Source organism: Marinobacter subterrani (genome assembly GCF_001045555.1).
Lineage (GTDB): Bacteria > Pseudomonadota > Gammaproteobacteria > Pseudomonadales > Oleiphilaceae > Marinobacter > Marinobacter subterrani.
On record NZ_LFBU01000001.1, the window covers coordinates 207,611 to 230,193 of the forward strand.

Annotated in this window: 23 protein-coding genes; 15 read left to right on the top strand and 8 right to left on the bottom strand. The window is 55.4% G+C overall.

The annotated features are described in order from the left end of the window. Positions 1-24 precede the first annotated feature (24 nt). Positions 25-630 (top strand): hypothetical protein, encoded by a 606-nt coding sequence (locus tag msub_RS21430; RefSeq protein ID WP_156182696.1) that lies wholly within the window; start codon positions 25-27, stop codon positions 628-630. Here the strand turns inward: msub_RS21430 and msub_RS01030 are convergent. Both msub_RS01030 and msub_RS01035 read right to left on the bottom strand, forming a co-directional pair. Beyond that, entirely contained in the window at positions 580-2,400 is a 1,821-nt protein-coding gene (locus msub_RS01030; RefSeq protein ID WP_048494304.1) for a methyl-accepting chemotaxis protein, read from the bottom strand. The genes msub_RS21430 and msub_RS01030 overlap by 51 nt on opposite strands. A gap of 252 nt (positions 2,401-2,652) precedes the next feature. After that, positions 2,653-3,189, bottom strand: a complete 537-nt coding sequence (locus tag msub_RS01035; protein WP_048494305.1) for a DUF2058 domain-containing protein — start codon at positions 3,187-3,189, stop codon at positions 2,653-2,655. A gap of 105 nt (positions 3,190-3,294) precedes the next feature. Between msub_RS01035 and dbpA the strand changes: the two genes are divergently transcribed. From dbpA to msub_RS01055, 4 genes are all read left to right on the top strand, one after another. After that, on the top strand, positions 3,295-4,668 hold the full coding sequence (gene dbpA, locus msub_RS01040; protein ID WP_048494306.1) for an ATP-dependent RNA helicase DbpA: 1,374 nt from the start codon (positions 3,295-3,297) through the stop codon (positions 4,666-4,668). A gap of 223 nt (positions 4,669-4,891) precedes the next feature. Continuing rightward, the gene (locus msub_RS01045) at positions 4,892-5,140 is read left to right on the top strand and encodes an OadG family protein (RefSeq protein WP_048494307.1); all 249 of its coding nucleotides are present in this window, start codon (positions 4,892-4,894) and stop codon (positions 5,138-5,140) included. Positions 5,141-5,180: 40 nt separating this feature from the next. After that, positions 5,181-6,971, top strand: coding sequence for a sodium-extruding oxaloacetate decarboxylase subunit alpha (oadA, locus tag msub_RS01050; RefSeq protein WP_048494308.1), 1,791 nt, complete (start codon positions 5,181-5,183; stop codon positions 6,969-6,971). A gap of 13 nt (positions 6,972-6,984) precedes the next feature. Next, complete coding sequence (locus msub_RS01055) at positions 6,985-8,307, top strand: sodium ion-translocating decarboxylase subunit beta (RefSeq protein WP_048494309.1); 1,323 nt, start codon at positions 6,985-6,987, stop codon at positions 8,305-8,307. 357 nt (positions 8,308-8,664) lie between these two features. Here msub_RS01055 and msub_RS01060 read toward each other — a convergent pair whose 3' ends face one another. Genes msub_RS01060 through imuA form a run of 3 tightly spaced genes read right to left on the bottom strand, consistent with a single transcriptional unit; the run spans position 8,665 to position 13,901 of the window. Next, positions 8,665-11,784: an error-prone DNA polymerase gene (locus msub_RS01060; RefSeq protein WP_048494310.1), complete on the bottom strand. Its 3,120-nt coding sequence runs from the start codon at positions 11,782-11,784 to the stop codon at positions 8,665-8,667. Further along, the gene (locus msub_RS01065) at positions 11,784-13,202 is read right to left on the bottom strand and encodes a Y-family DNA polymerase (protein ID WP_048494311.1); all 1,419 of its coding nucleotides are present in this window, start codon (positions 13,200-13,202) and stop codon (positions 11,784-11,786) included. The genes msub_RS01060 and msub_RS01065 overlap by 1 nt, the downstream gene beginning before the upstream one ends. A 9-nt stretch (positions 13,203-13,211) precedes the next feature. Continuing rightward, the gene (imuA, locus tag msub_RS01070; RefSeq protein ID WP_048494312.1) at positions 13,212-13,901 is read right to left on the bottom strand and encodes a translesion DNA synthesis-associated protein ImuA; all 690 of its coding nucleotides are present in this window, start codon (positions 13,899-13,901) and stop codon (positions 13,212-13,214) included. Between the two features lie 128 nt (positions 13,902-14,029). Here imuA and msub_RS01075 point away from each other — a divergent pair, with 128 nt between their 5' ends. Both msub_RS01075 and msub_RS01080 read left to right on the top strand, forming a co-directional pair. Beyond that, positions 14,030-14,377, top strand: a complete 348-nt coding sequence (locus msub_RS01075; RefSeq protein WP_048494313.1) for a 4a-hydroxytetrahydrobiopterin dehydratase — start codon at positions 14,030-14,032, stop codon at positions 14,375-14,377. A 57-nt stretch (positions 14,378-14,434) separates the two neighbouring features. Beyond that, positions 14,435-14,710 (top strand): YrhK family protein, encoded by a 276-nt coding sequence (locus msub_RS01080; protein ID WP_048494314.1) that lies wholly within the window; start codon positions 14,435-14,437, stop codon positions 14,708-14,710. Here the strand turns inward: msub_RS01080 and msub_RS01085 are convergent. Beyond that, positions 14,707-15,693, bottom strand: coding sequence for an integron integrase (locus msub_RS01085; protein ID WP_048494315.1), 987 nt, complete (start codon positions 15,691-15,693; stop codon positions 14,707-14,709). The two genes, msub_RS01080 and msub_RS01085, sit on opposite strands and share 4 nt — an antisense overlap. A gap of 354 nt (positions 15,694-16,047) precedes the next feature. Here msub_RS01085 and msub_RS01090 point away from each other — a divergent pair, with 354 nt between their 5' ends. From msub_RS01090 to msub_RS21715, 5 genes are all read left to right on the top strand, one after another. Then, on the top strand, positions 16,048-16,635 hold the full coding sequence (locus msub_RS01090) for a hypothetical protein (RefSeq protein WP_156182697.1): 588 nt from the start codon (positions 16,048-16,050) through the stop codon (positions 16,633-16,635). 94 nt (positions 16,636-16,729) lie between these two features. Next, on the top strand, positions 16,730-17,116 hold the full coding sequence (locus msub_RS01095) for a tautomerase family protein (RefSeq protein ID WP_048494317.1): 387 nt from the start codon (positions 16,730-16,732) through the stop codon (positions 17,114-17,116). Between the two features lie 523 nt (positions 17,117-17,639). Further along, positions 17,640-18,227: a hypothetical protein gene (locus msub_RS01100; protein WP_048494318.1), complete on the top strand. Its 588-nt coding sequence runs from the start codon at positions 17,640-17,642 to the stop codon at positions 18,225-18,227. 89 nt (positions 18,228-18,316) lie between these two features. Beyond that, a complete protein-coding gene (locus msub_RS01105; protein ID WP_048494319.1) occupies positions 18,317-19,099 on the top strand; it encodes a suppressor of fused domain protein in 783 nt (260 codons plus the stop codon). A gap of 98 nt (positions 19,100-19,197) precedes the next feature. Then, a complete protein-coding gene (locus tag msub_RS21715; protein ID WP_082146372.1) occupies positions 19,198-19,428 on the top strand; it encodes a hypothetical protein in 231 nt (76 codons plus the stop codon). Positions 19,429-19,462: 34 nt separating this feature from the next. Here the strand turns inward: msub_RS21715 and msub_RS21720 are convergent, their stop codons facing one another. Together msub_RS21720 and msub_RS21725 are read right to left on the bottom strand one after the other, a co-directional pair. Then, positions 19,463-19,990 (bottom strand): transposase, encoded by a 528-nt coding sequence (locus tag msub_RS21720; protein ID WP_227506598.1) that lies wholly within the window; start codon positions 19,988-19,990, stop codon positions 19,463-19,465. A gap of 23 nt (positions 19,991-20,013) precedes the next feature. After that, positions 20,014-20,415 carry an IS110 family transposase gene (locus msub_RS21725; protein WP_197083767.1) on the bottom strand — a complete coding sequence of 134 codons (402 nt, stop codon included), beginning with the start codon at positions 20,413-20,415 and terminating at the stop codon, positions 20,014-20,016. A gap of 294 nt (positions 20,416-20,709) precedes the next feature. Here msub_RS21725 and msub_RS01115 point away from each other — a divergent pair, with 294 nt between their 5' ends. From msub_RS01115 to msub_RS21435, 3 genes are all read left to right on the top strand, one after another. After that, positions 20,710-21,255, top strand: coding sequence for a DUF6624 domain-containing protein (locus msub_RS01115; RefSeq protein ID WP_048496910.1), 546 nt, complete (start codon positions 20,710-20,712; stop codon positions 21,253-21,255). A gap of 82 nt (positions 21,256-21,337) precedes the next feature. Beyond that, the gene (locus tag msub_RS01120) at positions 21,338-21,766 is read left to right on the top strand and encodes a PIN domain-containing protein (RefSeq protein WP_048494320.1); all 429 of its coding nucleotides are present in this window, start codon (positions 21,338-21,340) and stop codon (positions 21,764-21,766) included. 92 nt (positions 21,767-21,858) lie between these two features. After that, positions 21,859-22,284 (top strand): hypothetical protein, encoded by a 426-nt coding sequence (locus tag msub_RS21435; protein ID WP_156182698.1) that lies wholly within the window; start codon positions 21,859-21,861, stop codon positions 22,282-22,284. Positions 22,285-22,583: the final 299 nt, after the last annotated feature.

The window sequence follows — 22,583 nt, forward strand, 5'->3', positions numbered from 1 at the left end:
CACTGCATTATTAAGGTGTAACCAATGAGTGACGATGTAGAAAAAGAGATCAAAGAGATATTCGAAAAGAGTCGGCGCAAGAAAGGGGAGAAAGAGAGGCCTGTAGGAATCGCGGTGGGTGATATCACAGGCAACAGCGGCACCGTGGTGATAGGCGGCAATATCAATCAGGGGCGCCGAGAGGAAGACCGCCCGGACGCGGACGAGAGCAGCCATGGCCGGCGTGCGTCTGACCATAAGCTGCACCGAGAGTTGCGCCAGCTTCGCCAGCAGGTGGGCACGTTAGTCGACCTGGTAGACCGGCTTCAAAAAAAACAGGCTGAATGTCTAGTAACAACATGCAAAAATTCGGTCGGGAAAACGGGCGTTAAAAGAGACGTAAAGGTGCCTTTTCCGGTTCGTCATAGTGTTCGCAAACTATGCGACGCCACGCCCGAAAATTGCCCGATCTATCTGACGCGGCGACGTTCGAAATCTGCGACATCAAATCGCTCTGAAAGTCCCGTCATTGCAGGTTCCGTCCCATCTCTTCCCAGATTGTTTATAGGTAGTCCCGCTTTTCCCATACTAAGTGTCCCCTCACACCAGTCTCGCGAGTTCACTGCTGGAGCTGGCGGTCTGGTTGGATGAGGCTGCGGACTGATCGGTAACATCCCGGATGCTGGTAATGTTCTGGCTGATCTCTTCGGCCACCGAGGTCTGTTGCTCGGACGCTGTGGCAATCTGGCTGTTGTATTGTTTGATGTCTTCAACCGCCCGCGCAATGCGCTCAATCGTTGCGCCCGTTGCTTTGGCGCGTTGCAGGGTGTTGGAAGCCATTGTGGTGCTGGATTCCATGGCGGACACCGAATCTCCGGCACTGTTCTGAAGTGAGGTTACCAGGGTTTCGATTTCCTGTGCTGATGACTGGGTCCGCTGGGCCAGGGAGCGCACCTCATCGGCAACCACCGCAAACCCGCGGCCCTGCTCGCCGGCGCGCGCGGCCTCTATGGCGGCGTTCAGGGCAAGAAGGTTGGTCTGCTCCGCCACGGATTTAATGACGTCCAGAACGGCACCGATGTTGGCTGTTTCCTTTTGCAGGCCTTGAATGGTTTCCATGCTCTGGCTGACTTCCCGGGCCAGATCATTCACCTGATTCACCGTTTCCCCCACTTCGCGCTCCCCGTCGCTCGCCTGACTGGCAGCATCCGTTGCCACCGTGAAGGCCTGTTCGGCGCTGCGCGCGATGTCGCTGACCGTCGCGGTCATCTCGTTCATGGCCGTTGCAACCTGATCGGTCTCCTGCTTCTGGCGATGAATGCCGTCACTTGTCTGGCTGGTAACGGTAGACAGTTGCTCAGAGGAGGCCGCGATATTGGCGGCGCCGGATTCGATGCTTCGGACCAGCTCCCGAAGGCTGGTGACCATGGTTGCAAGTGCAGCCATCAGCCGGCCGATTTCGTTGGTTCCGGCGGTGTTGATGTCGACCGTCAGATTACCGGAGGCAACCTCACTGGCCACGCTTACTGCCTGGTTGAGCGGCGTGACGATTGCCCGGGTAATCAGGTAGGCCATCAGTATGCCCAGCACCAGCGCGATTCCGGTCGCGCCATAGATCAGCCAGGTTGCCTGCTGACGATCAGCTTCCATCTTCCCGGACTGCAGCACACGAAGGCTGTTTGCAGACTCGATGGCGCTTCTGGCTCTGGTGACCATTTGCTCCGATAAACGCTTGCCGCTCTGGATCAGCTCAACAACGGTCTGGAATTCGCTGACATAAGTGTCGAGGGCTGCGTTGATCTGTTCTTTTTCCTCCGCAGTAATGGCCGCCGATTTTACGGGGCCCTGAACCCGTTTGGCGTCGCCCAGAAAGGTCTTGACGCTGGCGTCGTCATGCTCGATCAGGAATTGCCGCTCTGACCGGCGCATATCCTCGAAAATTGCGGACGCAAAGAACAGCGAGCTCTGGGCCTTCAGGGATGACCCCAGGATTCTGGCGCTGGTCTCGAGGCGCTTCAGGGCTTCTTCCCGCGCACTGATATTGCTCTCAACCTGAGCCATGAGCTGCTGATACTGTTTAACATCGGACTGAATGCTGTCCAGCCTGGCGATGTCTTCGTCAGCGACCAGCATAGGCCTGATTTTACCGGTTAACTCAAGAACACGATCACCCCGGGCCTGAACGTCCTGAACGGCGCTGGCCTCGCCTGTCAGCAGGAAGTTTTTTTCTTCAACGCGGGCTTCGGTAAGCCGGGTATTTACTTGCCCGAGCATGGCAACGATGTTTGATCTCTGGCTATAGCTGTCAAGGGCGCGGTCACCCACAAGGCCCACCAAAATGGTCAGCAACAGCAGGATGGCGAAGCCGCTGGACAGCCGGGTTCGAATGGTCAGGTTGGTGAGGAGTTCTCGAAAACGCATTGTGGTCATGTCCCTGGAGGGTGTGAGGTTTGCCGTTTTGACCTGTACCGATCCACGTATCCAGAGAAAAGCCCGGTGGCATTCGTGATACGCAAAGGCGGCAAAGGTAGCTTTTGTTTGACTTATATTAAGTCGTTTTACGGCTGCGTTTTCCAGAACTTTACAGTTACAGATGTTTACCAGGAGTATTTTGAATGCGATACGGAATGAGGGGGCTCTGGCTCTGAATGCTATCAGAACCAGGGGGTCGGGTTACCACATCAGGTCATCAGGGATCTCATAACCGGCATAGGGATCATCTTCTCCCGCGTCGTCGGTCTTGCGATCGTGGAGCACGATAACGGCTTTTTCATCACGTTCCATAACCTTCCTGGCAACGCCCTCTGCCACGATCTCGTAATTGTCGTTGACATAGACAATAGCCAGCCGGCCGCGGGAAAGCTGATCGACCATTTTTTCATCAACAAAAATCTTCTTGATCTTCTTGTCGTGGACAAACTGATAGGATGTTTCCCCCCGGCTTCGGTCCAGACGATTGGTTTCGACCAGTTGACGGATCTGGGCCTGGATGGCCTTCTTCTCGGCGGCCTGCTGGCGTTCAAGGTTGAGCTGGCGATCCCGCTCTGCCTTCTCTTCGCGGGCCTGGCGTGCCCGGGTTTCAGCCTCGCTGACCTGAACCGCGCCCTTGGGTTGCTGCTTGCGTTGCTTGCGCTTTTCGCTGCGAATGGTCTTGGCCTTTTTTTCATCGGCAAGGCCGGCTTTCAGCAATTGATCCTGAAGGGATGCCATCAGTAACTCCGTTATTGGTTGCGGATTCTGGTACAATCTGCAGCTATTATACGCCCTCATTATTGCCTTCATAACCAGCTTCCGCTGATTCCGGGATTTTCTTCTATGTCTTCTTTCAACGACTTCGGTTTGTCTTCCGCCATGCGCGCAAATCTTGAACAGTTGGGTTTTGAAAAACCCACGGAGATTCAGGAAAAGGCGCTGCCACCGGGCCTTTCCGGCAAGGATGTTATTGCCATGGCGAAAACCGGGAGTGGCAAGACGGCTGCGTTTGGTATCAGCCTGATCGAGCGGCTGAACCCTGGGCTGTTTGCTGTGCAGTCATTGGTTCTGTGCCCCACCCGGGAACTGGCGGATCAGGTGGCCAAGGCGTTGAGGGAGTTGGCCCGGGCCCGGGATAACGTCAAGATACTGACCCTGTGCGGGGGGGTGGCTATCGGGCCCCAGATCGGCTCGCTCAGCCACGGCGCGCATATTGTTGTGGGTACGCCGGGCCGCATCCAGGATCATCTGCACAAGGAGACCCTTTCGCTCGCTCGCCTGAAAACCGTGGTTCTTGATGAGGCAGACCGGATGCTGGATATGGGGTTTCAGGAGGCCATGGAGGACATCCTGTCGAAGACTCCGTCTTTCCGCCAGACCCTGATGTTCTCGGCAACCTGGCCTGCGCCGATACGTGAACTCAGCAAGCAATACCAGAAAGACCCGGTGGATGTGCGGGCAGAAGCCACGGGCGAAAACCCGGATATTGAAGAGCTGTTCTACGAGGTGTCGCCCCAACTCAAGATGGATGCCGTAGTGGCACTGCTCTCTGCAAGGCAGCCTGAATCCTGCATTGTCTTCTGTACCACCAAGCAGCAGTGTGACGAGATGGCGGGTGATCTGGGGGGGCGCGGGTTTTCCGCGCTGGCGTTACATGGTGATCTGGATCAAAAGGATCGGGACAGTGTGCTGGTACGTTTTGGTAATCAAAGCTGTTCGATTCTGGTTGCCACGGATGTCGCCGCCCGCGGCCTGGATATCAAGTCGCTGCCCCTTGTTATTAATGCGGAGCCAGCCCGAGACCCCGAGGTGCATACGCACCGCATCGGTCGTACCGGGCGGGCAGGGGAGCAGGGCCACGCGGTAACCTTCTGCACGCCGGCCCAGGGGCACAAGGTCAGCCGGCTTGAATCCGAGCGGGGGCGCAGCGTCGTTTGGGGAGATACAGAATCGCTTATGGCCACCCCCGTAAAACCGGTGGTTCCGGCCATGCGAACACTGTGCATTGCCGGCGGCCGCAAAGACAAAATACGCCCGGGTGATGTGCTGGGCGCGTTAACCGGAGAGGCCGGCATTCCCGGAAGTGCGGTTGGCAAGATTGACCTGTTTGATCATCAGTGTTTTGTGGCTGTTGAAAAGTCACAGGCGGCTAGGGCTTTGTCGAGGCTGGAAAGCGGCAGGGTCAAAGGCCGGAAAATACGCGTGCGGTATGCCTGAATAGGGTTTTATGCCGCAGTCGGGGCGTTTGCGATCCCGGGCAAGAGCTTCGGAAACTCCTTATGGCAATCTTTATTCAGGTTGCCCGGGGCCATTGAAAACGGTAAATTACGCAAGATTTTGCCGCCCAAATTGTGCCGGAAAAGCGTTAGACTTTAGTCTAAGTGGTCAGTCCGGGCAATGTTTTTGGGGAAACATAAATCAATACAGGTAGCTGTTCGATATGAATGACCTGATGTCACAAGCCATCGATCTGATGATTGCCGGGATGGGGTTCGTGTTCGTGTTTCTGATCATTCTGGTCTTTGCGACACAAATCATGTCCAAGCTCATAGGACGGTTTGCGCCAGAGCCGGTAACCCCAAAAAAAGCGCCACGTGCCAAGCCTAAGGCGCCGGCGTCGGTTGATCCCGACACGGCAGAGGCCATCAAAAAGGCGATTGCCAAGTTCCGGTCACGCCACAAGAAGTGACACGACAAAAGACAGAACCTTTAAACAGAAGGCTGACACGATGACTGACACAAAGAAGCCGCTCGGGATTACGGACGTTATTCTGCGCGACGCCCACCAATCCCTCCTTGCCACCCGCATGCGGCTTGACGACATGCTGCCCATTGCCGAGAAACTCGACAAGGTCGGCTTCTGGTCTCTGGAATCCTGGGGCGGAGCTACCTTTGATTCCTGCATTCGCTATCTGGGCGAAGATCCCTGGGAGCGAATCCGCGAGCTTAAAAAAGCCATGCCCAACACCCAGCAGCAGATGCTTCTGCGGGGTCAGAACCTGTTGGGTTACCGGCATTACGCGGACGATGTAGTGGACCGATTCTGTGAGCGTGCCGCCGAGAATGGCGTGGACGTGTTCCGTATTTTCGATGCGATGAATGACCCCCGTAATCTGGACCGCGCTATCAAGGCTGTTCGCAAGACCGGTAAGCATGCCCAGGGCACTATTGCCTACACTACCAGCCCTGTCCACACCATCGAGATGTGGGTAGAGCTGGCGAAAGAAGTGGCCGACATGGGGGCGGACTCCATCGCGATCAAGGACATGGCGGGCATCCTCAAGCCTTACGTGGCCTATGATCTGGTCAGCCGTCTAAAGAAAGAATTACATATTCCGATCCACATGCAGTGTCACGCAACGACTGGTATGTCGACCGCTACCGCTATCAAGGCAGCGGAGGCCGGTATCGATAACGTGGATACGGCCATCTCGTCAATGAGCATGACCTACGGTCATTCGCCCACTGAAGCGGTGGTTGCGATCCTTGAAGGTACTGACCGTGACACAGGCCTGGACCTGAACCTGCTAGAAGAGATCGCCAGCTACTTCCGCCAGGTGCGTAAGAAGTACGCGAAGTTTGAGGGCAGCCTCCGCGGTACCGATTCCCGCATCCTGATTGCCCAGGTGCCAGGTGGCATGCTGACCAACATGGAAAACCAGCTTCGCGAGCAGAACGCCAGCGACAAGTTTGACCAGGTTCTGGACGAGATTCCCAAGGTTCGTGAAGACCTGGGCTTCATCCCTCTGGTCACTCCGACCTCCCAGATCGTAGGTACCCAGGCGGTACTGAACGTTCTTACGGGTGAGCGCTACAAGTCCATCTCCAAAGAAACCTCTGCGATCCTCAAAGGTGAGTACGGTGCTGCGCCGGCTGCGATGAACAAGGAATTGCAGGAGCGTGTTCTGAATGGAAAAGAGCCTGTTACCTGCCGTCCGGCTGATCTGATTGAACCGGAAATGGACAAGCTGACCGACGAGCTCAAGAAGCTGGCCGATGAGAAAGGCATCAAGCTGGCGGAAAACACCGTAGATGATGTGCTGACTTACGCCCTGTTCCCGCAGATTGGTCTGAAGTTTCTGGAGAATCGCGGTAATCCGGATGCGTTTGAGCCGGTACCGACCGCCGAATCTGCTGCACCAGCCAAGAAGGCCGACGGGCCCGAAACCTACACCGTTGAGGTAAACGGCAAGAAGTTTGTGGTTGCTGTTTCCGAAGGCGGCGAGATTGCCCAGATCCAGGGTGAGGGCAGCGCAGCGTCTTCCCCGGCGGCCTCTTCTCCCACACCGGCTCCTGCGGTTGGTGAAGGTGAGCCGGTGGTTGCGCCTCTGGGTGGCAACATCTTCAAGGTTCTGGTCTCTGCGGGGGACACCGTGGAAGATGGCGATGTGCTGGTCATTCTCGAGGCCATGAAAATGGAAACCGAGATCCGCGCACACAAGGCCGGTACTATCGGCGAAGTCTTCATCAAGGTCGGTGATGCCGTTTCCCCTGATGATGAAATGCTGACAATCGCATAAGGGCCAGCATTCCATGGATAAATTATTGACGCTCTGGACAGGCAGTGGCCTGTTCAATATGACAGCGGGCCAGGCAGTGATGATCGCGGTCGGTCTGCTTCTTCTGTACCTTGCGATTCGCAAGGGGTTTGAGCCTCTGCTGCTGGTGCCGATTGGTTTCGGTGGCATTCTGGCGAATATTCCGGAGGCAGGGCTGGCCCTGTCTGCGGCAGAAAATGCCATTCATTTTGCCAAGCCTGAAGTATTGGCAGCGTTGGCGGGAATTCTGGATGTGTCATACCAGGCCGGCCAGGCAGTGACGCCGGAAGTTGTGGAGGTGTTCAAGCATGCCTATAAGGAAGCCAGTACTGGCGAGGTTTCAACGGCGATTGCCGCGGCCCAGGACTTTGGTTACACCAATGGCATGATGTACAACTTCTATCAGGTTGTGATCGGCAGCACCGTAGGGCCGCTGGTTATCTTCATGGGCGTTGGTGCCATGACCGACTTTGGTCCACTGCTGGCCAACCCCAAGACCATGCTGCTGGGTGCCGCGGCGCAGTTCGGTATCTTCGGAACCGTGCTGGGTGCGGCCCTGCTGGACTGGACCGGGATTCTGGATTTCACCATGCTTGAAGCGGCGGCCATTGGCATCATTGGTGGCGCGGATGGCCCCACTTCGATTTATGTGGCCAGCGTACTGGCGCCTCAACTGCTTGGTGCGATTGCGGTCTCTGCCTATGCCTACATGGCGATGGTGCCGATGATCCAGCCGCCGATCATGAGAGCCCTGACGACACCGGAAGAGCGCAAAATCAAGATGTCCCAGTTGCGCCCGGTGAGCAAACTGGAAAAGATTGTATTCCCGATCGTTGTTCTGATCGCGGTTGCACTTTTCCTGCCGGATGCCGCCCCGCTTCTGGGTATGTTCTGCTTTGGTAACCTGATGCGCGAGTGTGGTGTGGTCGAGCGCCTGAGTGATACCTCGCAGAACGCCCTGATCAATATTGTCACCATTTTCCTGGGGCTCTCGGTGGGGTCCAAGCTGATGGCTGACAAGTTCCTGGATGCCCAGACTCTGGGTATTCTGGCACTGGGTATCATCGCCTTTGGTATCGGCACCGCCTGTGGTGTGCTGATGGCGAAACTGATGAACAAGTTCACCAAGGAACCCATCAACCCGCTCATCGGTTCCGCCGGGGTATCCGCGGTGCCGATGGCAGCGCGAGTATCCAACAAGGTTGGCCTGGAAGCCAATCCGCACAACTTCCTGCTGATGCACGCCATGGGCCCGAACGTGGCTGGTGTTATTGGTTCGGCGGTGGCTGCCGGTGTGATGATCAAGCTTTTGGGCTGATAGTCTTGCCGCAGTACCAAAAACCCCGCCTTGGTGCGGGGTTTTCTTATTTTTGCAGACTGCGAATTTTGGTGCTGGCACCATTGCGAAGGCCCCTTCCAGGAAACGCTACAAGCACCCCTGCGGGGTCCAGCCTGCAATCACAGATTGCAGTCGTTCGGCTGTCGCATGAAGCTTCGCTTCATCAACGCTCGGCCTCACCCATGTGCGCTTGACTCCGGCCGTCCATGGCCGGAGACATTCCTGGAAAGGGCCTCCGCAATGGCGCTTCGAACTCTACAGTTGCCCTTCAATGCTCCCCGTAGGTCGGATTAGGCAAAGCCGTAATCCGACAGACTTGATCTGCAAGTTGCAGACTTAATGAAAATTCCGGGAATGCACCGGTAACGACTGAATCAGATGGCTAAGGTCTGAAAGCCTCCCTGCCATCACATGCACGATATCCCCCTGGCGCTCCAGAACCCCCTTCACATGCAACAAGCGGGCGGTCAACAACGGCTTCCGCTGCCGCCGTGCCGTTTCCAGCCACACCACCACATTCACATTGCCGGTCTCGTCCTCGAGAGTGACGAAGGTAACCCCAGAGGCGGAGCTGGGGCGTTGGCGGCCGGTAACGAGCCCGGCGACCTGAACCGGGATGCCGGCTTTGGTGGTTTTCAGCTGTTCGGAACTCAAGCAGAACTTCAGGTGGCCCTGTTCCCGAAGTAGCGCCAGAGGGTGGCGCTGGAGGGTTAAGCCCTGGCTGGCATAGTCGGCGAGGACGTTCTGGCCTTCGGACGGTTCTGGTAGTTGGTGACAATACTCTGGCTGGTAGTCGACGGTGGTTTCTTCGGCAAACAGTTCGATGGGCTGCTCGTAGTCGAGCAACTGCCAATAGGCCTGGTGGCGATTGGCGGTGAAAGCCGGCATGGCGTTGGCACCGGCGAGCAGTTCCATCTCCCGCTGGCTCACGGCGGCCAGGCGGCGAAGTTCGCTGGCGGCTCGGTAGCCGTTGGCTGGCCGGTTCTGGTGGATGCGTTCGGCACCATTAACGGACAAACCCTGGATGATGCGCAGGCCCAGGCGCAGGTGGCGTTCCTCGCCTTCCAGGGTGTGGTCCCACTGGCTGGTATTCACATCCGGCGGAAGCACGTTAACGCTATGGCGCCGGGCGTCCTGCACCAGTTGGGAAGGCGAGTAGAATCCCATGGGCTGGCTGTTGAGCAGGGCGCAATAAAAGGCGGCCGGGTAATGCCGTTTGATCCAGGCCGAGACGTACACCAGCAGGGCAAAGCTGGCAGCGTGGGATTCCGGGAAGCCGTAGCCGCCGAAACCACAGATCTGCTGATACAGCCGCTCGGCAAAATCGGCATCGTGACCGCGTTCGAGCATGCCGGTGATCAGCTTCTCCCGGAACGGGGTCAGGTCGCCATGGGATTTCCAGGCTGCCATGGCCCGCCGCAGCTGGTCGGCTTCGCCGGCGGAAAAACCGGCGGCCACCATGGCCAGCTTGATCACCTGTTCCTGGAAGATCGGCACGCCCAGGGTGCGTTCGAGGACTTTTCGTACAGCATCATTGGGGTAGTCCACCGGCTCAAGGCCATGTTTCCGGCGCAGGTACGGGTGCACCATGTCGCCCTGGATGGGGCCAGGGCGCACAATGGCGACTTCAATCACCAGATCGTAATAGGTTTCCGGTTTCAGGCGCGGGAGCATGTTGATCTGGGCCCGGGATTCCACCTGGAACACGCCGATGCTGTCGCCTTTCTGAAGCATGGCGTAGGTGGCCCGATCTTCCTGGGGAACATCCTGTATCCGGAAGGGTTGGCCCTTTTCGTCGCTGATCAGTTCCAGCGCCTTGCGGATGGCCGACAGCATACCGAGGGCCAGCACATCCACTTTCATCAGGCCCAGGCTTTCCAGGTCGTCCTTGTCCCACTGGATCACGGTTCGGTCGGCCATGGCGGCGTTTTCCACCGGCACCAGCTCGGCCAGTGGCCCGGCGCTGATGACAAAGCCGCCCACGTGCTGGGACAGGTGCCGGGGGAAGCCCAGCAATGTATTGACCAGGGTGAAGAACTGGTCGGCCACCTGGGGGTTGCGGGTGATTTTCTTGTCCAGAATCTGCTGGCGCCAGCTGGTGACCTTGTCCCGCCAGTCGATGCCTTCCAGCAACTGCTCCACCAGGGCCGGGTCAAACCCCAGGGCTTTGCCGACATCGCGAATGGCGCTCCGGGGCCGGTAACGGATCACGGTGGCGGCCAGAGCAGCGCGCTCACGGCTATAACGCCGGTAGATATACTGGATAACCTCTTCACGCCGTTCGTGCTCGAAATCCACATCAATATCGGGTGGCTCGTCGCGGTCTTTGGAGATAAAACGCTCGAACAGAAGCTCCACCCGGGCCGGGTTCACTTCGGTGATGCCCAGGCAATAACAGACGGCAGAATTGGCGGCCGAACCCCGGCCCTGACAGAGAATGCCCCGGCTGCGGGCAAAGTCCACGATATCGTGGATGGTGAGGAAGTAATGCTCGTACTTCATCTCCGAGATCAGGCCCAGCTCCTTGCGGATCAGACTCTGTACCTGCAGCGGCGTGCCCTCCGGATAACGCCGGCGCTCGCCTTCGCGGGTCAGCCGTTTCAGGTAGCCGGCCGGGGTTTCGCCTTCCGGCACCAGGTCCGGTGGGTATTCATAGCGCAGGCTCCCGGGCTCGAAGGTGCATTGCCGGGCAATATTAAGTGTTTCATTCAGCCAGGCCCCCGGAAACAGCCGTTGCAAAACAGGCAGGGGCCGCAGGTATCGCTCTCCATTCTGGAACAGACAGTGGCCGGCATTTTCCAGATTGGTGTGGTTGCGCAGGGCGGTGAGCACATCCTGCAGGGGCTGGCGCTCCCGGCTGTGCATGTGCACCTCGCCCACGGCAGCAACGGGAAGGCGCAGCTGGTCAGCCAGCCAGCGTATCCGCGCTAGCCGCTGCTCCTCGCCGGATTCCAGGGTGCGGGCTGCGGCAATCCAGATCCTTGGGTCAAACAGGCGGGCCAGCCACTCGCCGCAGGCCAGGGCCTGATCGGAGTCCACCTCGGTGGGTGAGGGGGGCAGCCACAGGCACAGGCAGTCATCGAGGGTGTGGGTTTCAATATCCCGGTAGAACAGCTGGTACTGGCCTTTCTCGGCCCGGCGACGACCAGTGGTGATCAGCTGGCAAAGCTGGCCATAGCCCTTGCGCGTGCGGGCCAGAAGGATAAAACGGGGCGGGGTTGTGCCGACTGGCGCATCCGACAGCTCAAACCAGCTGCCGGTAATGAGTTTGACCGGGCTGTCTGCCAGCGCCGCCCAGGCCCTGGGAATGCCGGCAACGGAGCAGGCATCGGTGATGGCCAGGGCGGTGTAGCCCAGCTCGTGCGCCCGCTCAGCCAACTCGTGAGGATGAGAGGCGCCGGTCAGGAAGGTGAAATTGCTGAAGCAGAACAGCTCCGCATACTGCTGCCCGGACATCAGCCGAACCACCCATGCACAAACCAGCCTTCCCGGGCATCCCGGAAGACCCAGGCCAGCTGGCCGCTGTTCAATTGGGCAATGTAATAATCCCGATGCACGCGCTGGCCATCCCACCAGCCACCGCTAATGCGCTCTGGCCCGGAAAACCAGGCAACTGGCGCTTCAGTCAGTGGTTGCGGACCTTTCAACAACCAGAGCGGCCGCCTGGGCAGTTCTGCCGCCGGTATTAGCGGCGTTCCGGTTTTACGCAGAACTTCCGAAGCAGACCAGGCCCGTTCCGGGCGGTGATCGGCCTGGGGGGAAAGCTGCCTGAGGGCCTGATCGCCAAGACGCGCCTGCAACCGGCTGATCAGGGTATGCCAGGCTTCATTCAGATCCTGTGTTTCACCCAGCAGATCCAGCCCGGAGGGTGCTTCACGGGAAAGGAAGCGCTTCACCAGCAGAACCATGGAGATAACCGGCGCGCTCAGGGAATGCTGCTCCAGCCGCAGGCGAATCAGATTGAGGAAGTTATCGGCCCGGTGCTCCGGCCCGGACGTGCGGATCTGTAGCCGGGTTGGCTCTGCATGCCGGTGCCTCAGAACCAGCCGCAGACTGTCGGTATCCTGCTGGCGCCAGCACAGATCCTCTTCCAGTTCGGCAAGCATGCGCTGGAGCGGAAACAGCAGCCCCTGGGTATGCTCGATCTCCTGCACAAAATCCGCCTGTTGCCGGAACGAGTGGGGCGGCTGCCAGGGCGTGCGGGGATCTGGCCGGGTGCCCTGGATTTTCTGGATGTAAGCCAGCAGTTCCGGAGACAGGCGCCGGGCCAGTTCCCCGGGCGGTAAATCAAACACCTCCCCCAGAGTGTTCAGCCCCAGGCGCTTTAGCCGGGTACAGGCCTTGTCGTTGAATTCCGCTGCCAGCAGAGGCATCTGGCTCAGAGTCCGCAGAATATGGCCTTTATCCGCCGTGCATTCTCCTTTGCCGGCCCGGGCAATCAGCCGGGCGGCCAAGGGGGTATAGCCAATACCGATCCAGGCATTCAACTGGCGTTCATTCAGCCCCTGCTCCATGGTTTGCCAAACGGCGGGCAGACCGCCATAGAGCTTCTGCAGGCTGCCAATCTCGGCCAGCAGGCCATCGGGCGGCACCAATACAATATGGGCGGCATAGCGGTATAGCCAGCGGGCCTGATCTTCCAGAATCCTGGCTTCCTGGGTTTCATCGGCACGCACCATGCCCAGATCCGGCGCCAGACTGATGGCAGTCTTCAGGCGCATGCCGCTACGAATACCCTGGCTCCTGGCCTCAGGGCAGGCCTGAATCACCTTCTGGCCAGAGCCTTCAACCACCACCAGGGCGCCCTGATCTTCACGGGTGCGGCGAATATGGTCCAGCACCAGGTGCGGGAAATGCAGATAAAGCCAGAGCATGGAGCGTTATTACCCGGTTGAACCCGACCAGGGGCCCCGGATAATCCGGGTGGTTTCACGAAATGAGAGGTCTGCCCGCTGGGCCATGGCCAGTGAACAGCGTTGCCCGGGCCAGCTGCCCCGGCGTTTGAGTACATTCACCTTGAGATCCTGCTGCTCGCCCGGTTCGAGTTCCAGGCGCAGGGCAGCCGGAGAATTCTGCTCGGCGTAGCGCCGCTCCCGGAACAGAACGCACACGTTGCTACCGGCTTCGGCTGCCAGTTGCAGGCGGCGGACTTCCCGGGAGGCCAGTTTCCCCGGCCAGGCCATCACCAGGCCCGTTACCGGTGAGCGCAGGCAGTTCTCAAGGGTCCACAGAAAGTCGCCCTCATCTTCGGTATGGATCAGCACCACCTGGTCCAGATTCACACCCTCCCGAGCCAGGGCAGGGGCATAGGGTGTGTGGGGCGGGTTCAGCCAGAACACGCTTTTGCCCTCTTCGCACAGCCGCTGTAGGAGCGGCAGCAGCAAATGCAACTCACCAATACCCGGTGCATCCAGCAGGCATTCGCTCAGGGCGCCCCGGGGCCAGCCCAGGCCTCCGAGCTGGTTATCCAGAACCTGATACCCGGTTGGTTCCGCCGGCTGTGTGGTCCGGGTGTGACGGTGCCCCTGCCAGACACGGGCATCCTGCATCAGCGTGTTCAGAAGCTCGCTCATGATGAAAACTCTCGAAATACTGTTTAAATATACAGTATTCGGAAAGCGACCGGATTTCAAGAGAAGGGTTGATAAAGCGAAGAGCCCGACCCACGCTTGTAGTACAGCCATCAACCATGGAGGTTGAAATGATTGACCTGAAAGCCCACAGCTGTGAAGCCTGCAGCCCGAACGCACCCAAGGCGACCGAGGAAGAAAAGCAGCAGCTACACAAAGATGTTCCGGACTGGGAGATCCTGGACATTGACGGTGAAGAGCAGCTTCACAAGGTCTACAAGCTTAAAAACTTTGTGAAGGCCCTGGAGTTCACTAACAAGATTGGCGAACTCGCCGAAGAAGAAGACCACCATCCTGTGGTTGTTCTGGAGTACGGCAAAGTCGCAGTGAGCTGGTGGAGCCATGAAATCGGCGGACTGCACAAAAATGACTTTATCCTGGCGGCAAGAACCGACGCTGCCTTTAGCGATATGCAATAATTCAAACTGCGGCGGAACCCCGCTTCCGCCGCGTTCCTTCCGGAGATCGCCAGCAACATGGTTGAAGACCGCACCGATAACCCCCTGACTCTGCAGTTGGGTCATGAAGAGCTGATCATTCGTCGACGCTACGAGATGATCAGCATCATCAACGATTTTTTCATCGCCATCTGGTTCCTGGTGGGCAGCATCCTGTTTCTGTTCCCGGAGTATGAGACGTCGGCTATCTGGCTGTTTATCATCGGCAGCTTTCAATTTCTGGTTCGCCCGACCATCCGGCTTATCAGCCACATTCACGTTAAGCGGATTCCAGCCAGCAACTGGGAGAGTTAGAAGCCTTCATCAACCGGGCTACGCACACCAAAACCGCCCCTGCGAACAACGTGGGTGTAGATTTCTGTGGTGCGCAAATCCGAGTGACCAAGCAGTTTCTGGATAGTGCGGAGATCATAGCCGGCTTCAAGCAAGCGTGTGGCAAAACTGTGGCGAAAGGTATGACTGCCCGCGAGTTTGCGGATGCTGGCCGCCTGGATAGCTCGGCGAACGTGCTTTTGAACAGTTCGATCCAGTAAATGATGGCGCCTGCGAATGTTTGAGCGAGGATCCCGTGAAAGCTCCTGCGCGGGAAAGATATACTGCCAGCCGGGCTCCTGACTGGCATTGGGATATTTGCGTGCAAGGCCCGCCGGAAGATAAACAGAGCCAAATCCTTTCAAAAGATCCGCCTGATGCTGGTGCAGCGCGGAATCGATCTGTTCCTTTAACGGCTCGACGAGACGGTCTGGCAATAGCGTAATTCGGTCTTTAGCACCTTTGCCGCTTCGAACAATCAACTGTTGCATATCAAAATCAACATCTTTGACTCTTAGGCGCAGGGCTTCGTTGATACGCAGACCGGAGCCATAGAGGAGCATGGCCACAAGCTTGTAGTCTCCACTCAGGTTGTGAATAACGGATCTGGCTTCTTCCGCACTGAATACCGTTGGCAGCTTTACCGGCTTTCTGGATTGCTCGAACTTCAGATCGTCCAGAGGTTGGCCCAGGAATTCCCGATATAAAAACACCAATGCGTTCAAAGCGACTCTCTGGGTAGAGGCGCTGGCGTTTGCCTGCAAAACCAGATGAGACAGAAATGCTTCGACTTCTGCAGAGCCCATAGCTTCAGGGTGTTGGAGGCCATGGAAACGGATAAAGCGTTTGATCCAAAACAGGTAGGTTTTCTCTGTCTTATACGCCATGCCTCGCGGGCGAATAAAACCTCGAACTTTGTCCAAAAAACGGGTTGGTTGCGCAGGTATCGGGGTAGGGATATCCATATCCAGTCATCCTTTACTGTTTTTATATACAGTATATCGGTTTGAGCCGAAGTCAAGAGGCAGATGTTAGCGGAGTTATACGAACCCGTTCGCAAAACTCCAGATATCACATGAGAAATGTCGGTAACTATCTGATAGGGTTGGAAAGTTGGAGCGGGAATGGCAAAGTTATACGCCCACGGTGGGAGCAGGAGTGGCTCAAAAGAGGGCGTATAACTCCGGCGGTAGCCGTGGTGATTGGTGCTCAAGAGGCTGTTTTTATTAAAGAAGCTCGTGATTTCTTGAGCGTGTTTGAATGAAGTTTTACGAACGGGTGATATACGAACGCGTTCGTATAATTAGCTGTTAGAGACTATGGATACTAAAACGAACACATGGAATTTCGGCAATAGGGTTCTTTATCAAATGTGTGAACAGCATCCTCTACACAATGATGAGGACGTTATCGCTGGAAAGATTTGGCTTATTGGACGTGCTTACTCGGCGGCTATAGAAAGAAAAGCCGGTGATAACATCGTTGAAGGTGAAAACTTCTATGCAGCGAAGGTTGCTCCCATGATCCGAGCTTCAGACCTTGATGGCTGGATAAAATCAGTGCGCCATATAGAGCGGGTTACGGTGGATAACGTTGAGCAGGTTTTGAGCGTACATAAAAATTTCACGGATCTGCTCAAGGACATAACCGGAATAGAAAAAAGGTCACTGGCATCAAAGTATTTACATTTTCACTTGCCAAATGCCTTTTTCATTTTCGACTCAGTCGCGAATAAAGAGCTACGAAAGCGTCTGAAAGGGAGGCGTTTCAAGTATCCAAAAGAATATGATGATGCTTATGCTGCATTCGTCGTTCGGTGTCTAGAGTTTCGCAATACGGTATTGGAACGCACCGGTAAACGGAACACACATCCTCGTGAGCTTGATAAGCTCCTACTTGGGTACTAATTATCTCTAACAATCGCGTCAACGGGACCGCTTTGTTCCGCTGCGCTCCACAAATCGGCCCGTTACGCCAGCGTTACACATTGCAGGAGGCATCGTGATAGTCATCTATGGAATCAAAGAACACCTTAACTCGGTTAAGGCTCAGCTCTCCGAAGTCATTCACGGATGCATGCAGTCCGTACTCGGAATGCCGGAAGACAAGCGGGCTCATCGTTTTATCCCGATGGATGCCGAGGATTTTTATTACCCAGGTGGCAGAACTCCAGCCTACACTGCCATCGAGATCAACATGATGCAGGGGCGAGCTCCCGAGACCCAAAAAGCTCTGATCAAGGAGCTCTTCAACAAGATTGAGTCTGTGGTTGGCATATCACCTGTGGACATCGAAGTGACAATTAAGGAGCAACCTGCTCATTGTTGGGGATTTCGGGGCATGACTGGAGACGAGGCACGTGACCTCAAGTACTCAGTCAATGTGTAACAAATCGCTCAAGTACGTTCCCGGCCTGACGGCCGTCCACCGGACGTCCCTGACGGGCCGCCGCTTAGCTTCGCGTTAGCTGAGAAGTGCGCTGTTCCTTTGGGGTGGTTCGGTGCCAGTGGCATTGGCCGCAAACGGGTAGCAAAATCGTCAAGGTCGGTGGTTTGCCAAGGCCGTCGAAATCCGTCGTCAGGTTGGCAGCTCAGTCGGTCAGCGGTGTTGGTAAAAGCTTGGGTGTTTGCCGTGCGGGGCCGTCCGGCGAAACCTGGTTCCTTGCTTACCTGCTACTCTGAAGTTCAGGTTCGTTCACCGCATCATCGGCGGTGGTTTTAATCAAGGTGCACTGGGCAGAGCTTGTGCCCCAAAGAAACGGAGCAGGCTGTCATGCTGGTTGCCAAAGATCGGGTTTCATTCCGGTTCGGTTGTTCGCAGCTAACAAAGCCATCAAATTCGCTCCCTACGGTCGCCGGACGCCCTTGTCAGGGCGCCGTTTATGGCCGGCGTTATGTTTTGTGGGGCATGAATGAGTGAACTGCAAGAAATCGAAAAACTATTAAAGGCCGCTATGCAGTCCTTAGAGGTGGGTCTTGAAGAATACTGGCCGGTCGTTAATCCTGATAAGAATGGATTGCAAGAGGCGAACCTTACCACTCACTTAGCTCATAAGGCACTCAACTCCGGATTCTATGCGTATCCGCAAGCATCTAACGCTCATTTTGAAGCCGGCCATAGTCGCGTCGATTTACTTCTAATCCGAAAAACGGAAAGAATAAAAACTGCAGTGCTTGTAGAAGCCAAGAAGCTCTATTCATCAGAGAAGGCTTTAGAGCTTGTGTCAGACTTTGAGAAAATTCGTAGATTCCGTTTCGTGCCGGACCGAATTCAAAAAGGCGCCGACCTCGAAACAGTCAAATATGGCCTTTTGATGGCGATAACAACTAGCTCTGCAAATATGGAATGGTGGAACGACCCATATGATTGGGATTTTGGGGCATCTTGGGACAAGCTCAAAGCCATTATTGAGACGGCTGCACTTAGGTCATCAGTTACTTTACCAGCGCGCAGGCATCAGTATGTTTTGTACGCTGTATTCGAGCTGGGGAGAACATAACCAGTAGCGCCAGTCGGACCGGTTTGTTTCGCTGCGCTACACAAACCGGCCGCTGCGCATAGCGTTAGCTCTACAAGATGAGATCGAGCATGAAGGAAAAATTAAAAAAGTTATTTGGGGTTTTGCCATTCGCAGCTGCTGCAGGAGCTTCTGTTCAAGCCAATGAAATGGATGAAGACGCATTTTGGCAGAAGGTTTATGACGTCAGGACGAGCTACTATGAGGAAAATATCGGTCAATTCCCACAAGACATCCTGAAAATGGGAAATATGACAGGAGTTTGGCCTGGTGGTGGTCTGTTTGTAATGTCAGCTGAGAAGCTGGGTAAAGGCCTTTGGGTTTACACGACATTTGGGTTAAGTAACCCAGATATGCCGGCCAGCACCATGATGGCCGATTATAAAATTGAAACTGATGACCATGGTCGTGCCAGCAAATACTCAGGTACTTTAAAGGGAAAAGAGCCTTCCAAAACGTCGGATGGCTATGCTGGGTATGGATATGAAATGTTATTGATCGCCAGAGAAAATACTGAATGGCCACTCTGGTTCATGCAGTGGTCAGTAAATGCAGAGATCCTTAACGACGCGGGAATACTAGAACGGGTGGAGAAATATAATGGTCTCACCGTTCAAGATATTCAGGTGGGAGAAAACGAATCAGTCAACGTGCTTATTGCTAAGGCTCAAAAGCCACTGCCCACGGGTTTGGTGCTTCCAAATGGTAGCATGGATCTGCTCGTGGCCACTGTAATAACAGAAGCAGAAATGAAGTGGTCTATGGAAAACGGGCGTGACGAACTACTTAAAAGACTAATCGCAGCTAGCATTGGCCAAGTGAGCGATAGAAATAGAGACTCTGTCGTAAAATGAGCTAACAAGTGGCTGTTGTCGGACGCACCTCCGCTGGCGCTCCGGTGCGCCGCAAAGCCAAGCGTTAGAGCCATAAAACAACAAAGCTAGGAGGTAGCATGAAAGTTAGCGATTTACTTAACGAGCGGAAAAAAGATTGCGTTCCCTATGGTAGCGATGTTTCAGCGGGTACGTATCGCTGTGCGGACTGTGGCCATGAGTACTCAAACCAGTCAAAAACATCATTGCCGCCATGCCCAAAGCTGGAGAAAGTGCCGCATCCGAGAAAATGCTGGAAAATCGTAACTGGGAAAGGGGATGCTCCGGAAGATCCTTATCCCAATAAATAGCTTTAACAAGTGACTGTGGTGTCAATCACATATATTAAGCCATATTTTCACGCCACGATTCCTGGTTTTTGACCATCGTATTGAGTACCACAATCATCTTTCGCATGCAGGCAACGACGGCCACTTTTGGAATCTTCCCCTGTGCCTTCAAGCGTTCGTAAAAGCGTTTGAAAACAGGATTGCATTGGATGGATGAGAGCATGGCCATGAACATCACGGTTCGGACTCTGGGGCGCCCACCTCGTATCCTCCGTTTGCCATTGAGCTTGCCGCTGTCTCGATTGATGGGTGCGACACCGACCAGTGCGGCGATCTCCTTTCGGTTCAGAGAACCGAGTTCCGGTAGCTCGCTGAGGAAGGTGTAGGCGAGCACTTTTCCGACACCGGGCACACTGGTCATGATGTCCATTTTGGTACGCCAGTGATCCACTTTGGCCACTTCCTGCTCGATCTGTCGGGTGATTGTTTCAATCTGACTCTGGAGCATTTTGAGTAAGCTTTTAATGGATCGGTGAAGGGGCTTCGGCATGATCTGGAGACGGTTTTTCTCCATGGTGGACATTTCCAGAAGCTGTGCCCGCCTGGCTAGTAAGTCTCTAATCTTCTGGAGGTTTTGTCCGGGATGGGTCTGAATTCCGGCTTCAGTGTGGCGGCATATTTGGCAATCACCTGGGCATCAATACGATCGGTTTTGGCGAGCACGCCAATGGCCTGAGCGTAACGTCTGACACTGGTGGGATTGACGACTATGATCGGTAAGCCTGCCTGATTGCAGGCCTGAACCAGGGCATGCTCATGGCGCCCTGTGGCTTCCACCACGATTCGTTCAATGTCGTAGTTCTTGAGGATTTTCACGAACCGATGAATGTGGGCTTCGCTATTGGGTATTGAATAAAATTGTCCGGAAGGATGGAGAGCGATATCAAGGTTGGCTTTACCAACGTCGACACCGATATTCAGTGAGGTTTGGATTTCTGTGGTGTTCATAATAAGCTGACTCTGCCTTGCTATACGGGCTCGAGGCCCCGATGACTGTACGAGTTATCGCTTGAGAGTCATGCAGCGCTACGCACTTGTTACCGGTCTCTCGGATGAGGAGCCTGCCAACATCGAGCTGCCGCATGAAGGCCCCCAGCGGCCACTGGGGGTGGGCCTCAATTTACCCAAACACGGTAGAAATTATCCATACAAGGCCATTAAGGTTGTTCCGGGCCGATGGCCCTCCACCGGACGCCCCTGTCGGGGCGCCGCTTATGGCTGGCGTTAACTGGGAAGGAGCCCATGAATCAGAATCTTGCGGATGAACTAATCAAAATGATGGCGGAAGACCAGCAGCTATTGACGCAGCTCGTCGATTCTGGAGAACTGGAGTCTGAGCCTTACCATCCCAGTATGAAAGCCCTGCATGAGCACAACGCCTCCCGCCTGAAAGAGATTATTGGCGTGCACGGTTGGCCCGGCATTGGGTTAGTGGGGGAGGAGGCTGCCAAAGCTGCATGGCTAGTCGTTCAGCATTCTGTTTCAGATCCCGAGTTTATGGGAAAGTGTATCCCTCTGCTAGAAGATGCCGTTGCGAGAGAGGACGCAGCTGGCTGGCAGTTGGCGTTCCTCCAGGATCGAATATGTACGCTATCAGGCAAGTCTCAATACTACGGCACCCAGTTTGATGCTGATGAAAACGGTTGGCCAATACCGTTTCCAATTGAGGATTCTGCTAACGTTAATGAACGTCGTGCGCGTCTTGGGCTGAACTCTCTTGAGGAACGCCAGGAACAAATTACCGAGCAGATACGGAAACGTCGAGCCAATATCGGGCAAACCAGTTAACCAAACGCGGCACTCGGACGCCCTTGTCTCCGCTTCGCTACGTCAAGGTCGCCGGTGCGCTCTGCGTTAAAAGGGGTCATGGATGGCAGAAACTTTCCTTGTAGATGCGAGCTTTTTGGTTCCCGCAATTCGGAGCAGCCACGAGTTCCATCTGCCTTGCTATACCTTTGCTGAAGACCATAGAGATGCCAAATGGATCATTCCTAATCTGGCAATCTTTGAGTTTCAAGCAACTCAGTCTCGGCGAAATCGCGGCGACAATGACTCCCGAGAGCCGTACCGGCATATCTATTGGGAAAATGCTGTGCCGTATGAAGTTGGCCCGGAGCTCACAAAGAAGGCCTGGGAGTTAGACCTGTTCAATCGTTTCGACCGCTTGAAGGGCGCCGATCTTGTTTATGCATGCATAGCGAAAATTGAGAATGTGCCGTTGGTCACTCGCGATAATGATTTTTCTCGTTATTCTAAGGAGATAACCATCATCAACCCCGTGACCGATAGTGACTTTTAACCAGTCAATTAAGTACGTTCCGGCCCTGCGGGCCTCCACCGGACGCCCCTGTCGGGCCGCCGCTTATTTCAGCGTTATGGGTATCTGACCGCATGTTCTTAGCTCTGTTTCTAAGCCTTGTTTTAACGACTTTTGTTTTTGTGGTGGTTGGTCCGATAGTGGGATTTTTTGCTCTTTCGTTTGCCGTCCCATCGCTACTTGAGAACATTCCGCAAAACTTATTCTTTGCGTATGTGGGTGGTGCTATGCCAGCTTTGTTAGCTGGGATAGTAAACTGGAGCCTGCTTCTTGCTCTGCACCCTCAGGTTGGTAGGTTAAGGTTAAACCTCTTAAGTGCCTTAGCATCTAGCGTTGTTGCTTCGTTCATTTTCGGATGGCGGATAATTTTCGAGGACCCAACGAGTTTTTTGATTTTCTTTTTGCTCTGTTCAATTGCCTCTGTCAGCTGCGTTTTCCTGACCAATAAAGCTGCCCGCAATATTTTGGAGGATTTAGGTGGTTCACGTTTTACCCCATAACCAGTCGCTTAAGTCTGTTCCCGGCCTGTCGGCCGTCCACCGGACGCCCCTGTCGGGGCGCCGCTTAGCTTCGCGTTAAAGGCCTTACTCCGGTGTTCTTTGGTTGGGTGTTTGGCTGCGGTTTTGGTGGTTGCCCGCAGGCACAATACAGCCCTGAATTGGGCAACGGTTTTGACCGGTAATTCGGTGTTCAGGTCGCGGGGCAATCCGGAGCAATCGTCGGGCACTTTCCGCGCATTCAGTGTTCTGGTTTCTGGCGCCATGGGTCTGGCTGGTCCACAGTATCGGGAGTGGGCATT

Bases quoted from the DNA above. Each gene is read 5' to 3' on its own strand.
- msub_RS21430 (WP_156182696.1), top strand. From the start codon at position 25: ATGAGTGACGATGTAGAAAAAGAGATCAAAGAGATATTCGAAAAGAGT.
- msub_RS01030 (WP_048494304.1), bottom strand. From the start codon at position 2,400: ATGCGTTTTCGAGAACTCCTCACCAACCTGACCATTCGAACCCGGCTG.
- msub_RS01035 (WP_048494305.1), bottom strand. From the start codon at position 3,189: ATGGCATCCCTTCAGGATCAATTGCTGAAAGCCGGCCTTGCCGATGAA.
- dbpA (WP_048494306.1), top strand. From the start codon at position 3,295: ATGTCTTCTTTCAACGACTTCGGTTTGTCTTCCGCCATGCGCGCAAAT.
- msub_RS01045 (WP_048494307.1), top strand. From the start codon at position 4,892: ATGAATGACCTGATGTCACAAGCCATCGATCTGATGATTGCCGGGATG.
- oadA (WP_048494308.1), top strand. From the start codon at position 5,181: ATGACTGACACAAAGAAGCCGCTCGGGATTACGGACGTTATTCTGCGC.
- msub_RS01055 (WP_048494309.1), top strand. From the start codon at position 6,985: ATGGATAAATTATTGACGCTCTGGACAGGCAGTGGCCTGTTCAATATG.
- msub_RS01060 (WP_048494310.1), bottom strand. From the start codon at position 11,784: ATGTCCGGGCAGCAGTATGCGGAGCTGTTCTGCTTCAGCAATTTCACC.
- msub_RS01065 (WP_048494311.1), bottom strand. From the start codon at position 13,202: ATGCTCTGGCTTTATCTGCATTTCCCGCACCTGGTGCTGGACCATATT.
- imuA (WP_048494312.1), bottom strand. From the start codon at position 13,901: ATGAGCGAGCTTCTGAACACGCTGATGCAGGATGCCCGTGTCTGGCAG.
- msub_RS01075 (WP_048494313.1), top strand. From the start codon at position 14,030: ATGATTGACCTGAAAGCCCACAGCTGTGAAGCCTGCAGCCCGAACGCA.
- msub_RS01080 (WP_048494314.1), top strand. From the start codon at position 14,435: ATGGTTGAAGACCGCACCGATAACCCCCTGACTCTGCAGTTGGGTCAT.
- msub_RS01085 (WP_048494315.1), bottom strand. From the start codon at position 15,693: ATGGATATCCCTACCCCGATACCTGCGCAACCAACCCGTTTTTTGGAC.
- msub_RS01090 (WP_156182697.1), top strand. From the start codon at position 16,048: ATGGATACTAAAACGAACACATGGAATTTCGGCAATAGGGTTCTTTAT.
- msub_RS01100 (WP_048494318.1), top strand. From the start codon at position 17,640: ATGAGTGAACTGCAAGAAATCGAAAAACTATTAAAGGCCGCTATGCAG.
- msub_RS01105 (WP_048494319.1), top strand. From the start codon at position 18,317: ATGAAGGAAAAATTAAAAAAGTTATTTGGGGTTTTGCCATTCGCAGCT.
- msub_RS21715 (WP_082146372.1), top strand. From the start codon at position 19,198: ATGAAAGTTAGCGATTTACTTAACGAGCGGAAAAAAGATTGCGTTCCC.
- msub_RS21720 (WP_227506598.1), bottom strand. From the start codon at position 19,990: ATGTCCACCATGGAGAAAAACCGTCTCCAGATCATGCCGAAGCCCCTT.
- msub_RS21725 (WP_197083767.1), bottom strand. From the start codon at position 20,415: ATGAACACCACAGAAATCCAAACCTCACTGAATATCGGTGTCGACGTT.
- msub_RS01115 (WP_048496910.1), top strand. From the start codon at position 20,710: ATGAATCAGAATCTTGCGGATGAACTAATCAAAATGATGGCGGAAGAC.
- msub_RS01120 (WP_048494320.1), top strand. From the start codon at position 21,338: ATGGCAGAAACTTTCCTTGTAGATGCGAGCTTTTTGGTTCCCGCAATT.
- msub_RS21435 (WP_156182698.1), top strand. From the start codon at position 21,859: ATGTTCTTAGCTCTGTTTCTAAGCCTTGTTTTAACGACTTTTGTTTTT.